Source organism: Micromonospora sp. CPCC 205546 (assembly GCF_036902715.1).
Classification (GTDB): Bacteria; Actinomycetota; Actinomycetes; order Mycobacteriales; family Micromonosporaceae; genus Micromonospora.
On the sequence record NZ_JBAKHL010000146.1, the window covers coordinates 1 to 2,549 of the forward strand.

At 77.6% G+C, this 2,549-nt stretch carries 1 protein-coding gene and 1 pseudogene; one reads left to right on the forward strand and one right to left on the reverse strand.

Translation table 11 applies throughout. The features are described from left to right. Positions 1-948 (reverse strand): annotated as a pseudogene (locus V6U77_RS29715) (hypothetical protein); the annotation flags it as partial. 45 nt (positions 949-993) lie between these two features. Between V6U77_RS29715 and mptB the strand changes: the two are divergent. After that, positions 994-2,394, forward strand: coding sequence for a polyprenol phosphomannose-dependent alpha 1,6 mannosyltransferase MptB (mptB, locus tag V6U77_RS29720; RefSeq protein WP_334610050.1), 1,401 nt, complete (start codon positions 994-996; stop codon positions 2,392-2,394). The last annotated feature ends 155 nt before the right edge of the window (positions 2,395-2,549 follow it).

A 2,549-nucleotide genomic window follows, 5' to 3' on the forward strand; every position in this document is an offset into this window, starting at 1 on the left:
CCCGGCTGCGGCCCGCGCGGCGGGTGGCGCACCGGTCCGGCCGCGCCGGGCGAGCCCCGCCGTCAGCGCGGCCGGGGGACGGGCGGCGGCGGCCAGCAGGGGCAGGGCGAACATGACGGCCAGCCGGGTGGCGTTCAGCCCGACGGGGGTGTGCACCAGCGCCGCCGCCAGCACCCCGGCCGCCGAGAGCAGCGCACCCACCCGCACCGGCCGGTACCCCACCAGCGCGGCCACGAGCAGGCTGGTCAGCGCGGCGCGCACCGTGTCGGTGCGGCTGATGTTCATCCAGCCGCCGTCGCCGAAGAGCAGGGCGGTCAGTCCGAGCGGCAGCGCGGCGGCGACGCCGAGCACCAGCCCGTCGGCGTACCGGCGGGTCAGCAGCAGCGCCGCCCCGGCCAGGCCGACGAAGAGGCCCGCGACCGGGCTCGTCGCCGAGGCCAGCAGCGCCCCGGCCGCCGCCAGCCCCAGCCGGATGACCTGTCGGCGCCGTGCCTGTCGGTCCGGGCCGGCGTCGGCCCGGACACCGGGAAGGGTGAGGGCGAGCAGCGCCCCGAGGCCCAAGGCCACCCCGAGGCCGTACGTCACCCGGCCCGAGACCAGGTTGCCGGCGATGGTGAGCACCCCGACCAGACTGCCGAGCAGCGGGCGGGGCACCCCGGTACGCACCAGCAGCGCCGCGAACGCGGTGGCCGCCGCCACCAGGGCCAGCGCGCCGGTGACCCGCACCCCGAACAGCGCCATCACCGGCTGGGAGAGCAGGCTGTAGCCGAACTGCTGTACGCCGCCGTACCAGCGCAGGTCGACGGGGGCGAAGCCGTGGGCGGCGAAGAAGTCGGCCCGCGCGACCTGTGCGGCGAGGTCGGAGCCGGTCGGCGGGAGGATGACGTGGAGGACGCCGAGGAGCGCGGCGGACCCGGCGGCCACCGCCACCACCCGACTGCGCCGCATGCCCACCTCCGTGCCGCGAACCACCGTACTGGCAGCATGTCCGGCGTGCCTCACCACCTCGCGCGCTGGATCGGCCTCGCCGGCTCGACGCTGCTCGCCGTGGCCGCGTTCCTCGGCGGCGCGTTCCCCGACGGCGACCTGCGTCCCTCCCCGGTCAGCATCTGGCAGGGCCCGTACGGCCCGCTGATCATCGCCACCTGGGCGGTCGGCACCGGCGCGATGGCGTACGCCTGGTGGGCGCTGCGCGACGGCGTGCCGTCGACCCGTTGGGCGCTGGTCACCGTCGGGCTCTGGCTGCTGCCGCTGCTCGTCACGCCGCCGCTGGGCAGCCGGGACGTCTACGCGTACGCCTGCCAGGGCGCCAGCTACGCCGCCGGCCTCAACCCGTACGAGCAGGGCGTCTCGGCGCTGCCGTGCCCGTGGCTGGACACCATCTCCTACATCTGGCGCGACACCTCCGCCCCGTACGGGCCGCTGTTCGTGCTGCTCGCCGGGGCGGTGGTCGAGGCGACCGGGTCGCTGGTCGGCAGCATCGTGCTGTTCCGGCTGCTCGCCGTCGCCGGAGTGGGGCTGACCGCGGCCAGCCTGCCGGCGCTGGCCCGCCGCTGCGGGGTGCCGGCCGGCCGGGCGGTCTGGCTGGCGCTGGGGTCGCCGCTGATCGGGGTGCACCTGGTCTCGGGGGCGCACAACGACGCGCTGATGGTGGGGCTGCTCGTCGCCGGGCTGGCCGTGGTGGTGTCCCGGCCGGGCCGCCCCGGGCCGCTGCTCGGCGGGGGAGTGCTGCTGGGCCTCGCCGTCGCGATCAAGGTGACCGCGCTGGTCGTGGTGCCGTTCGCGGCGCTGGCCGCGATCGTCGGGGCGTACTCGGTCAGGGCGCTGCTGCGCGACGGCGGGTGGGTGGTCGGCGGGGCGGTCGCCGCCGTGGTCGGCGCGACCCTCGCCACCGGCCTCGGCTTCGGCTGGGTGACCGGGTTGGAACAGGGCGGCCTGGTGATCGCCTGGACCTCGCCGCCGACGGCGGTGGGGCAGACCGTCGCCTATCTCGCCGCGCCGTTCGGCTGGCACGGCGACCCGCTGCCGGTCACCCGGGGGATCGGCATGGCGGCGCTGGCGCTGGTGCTGCTCTGGCTGTGGTGGCGGGCGCGGCACCGGGAGCCGATCTGGCACGCCGGCCTGGCGCTGGCCGCCACCGTCGCGCTCGCCCCGCTGTTCCACCCCTGGTACTGGACGTGGCCGCTGGCGGTGCTCGCGGCCGTGGCGCGGCGCACCGGCTGGTTCGCGGTGGTCGCGATCGTCTCGTCGTTCCTGGTGCTCGCCGACGGCACGGGGCTGGCCCGGTACACCAAGACCGTCGGGGCGCCGCTGATGACGCTGTTCGTGATCGTGGTGGTGGTCCGCTTGGTACGGTCGGCCCGAGCGGCCCGTCGACCGGCCGCCGTGGACTGAGGAGAGGGCCGCCGGTGACCGCTCCCGGCACCCCGCCGGTCCCGCCCGGCACCCCGCCGCCCCGCCGCCCGCCGCCCCGCCGCCCGCCGCCGGGGCCTCAGTCGCTGCCGGGGGCTCCGCCGCCGCCTGGGGTGCGGTCGCCGTCATCCGGCGCC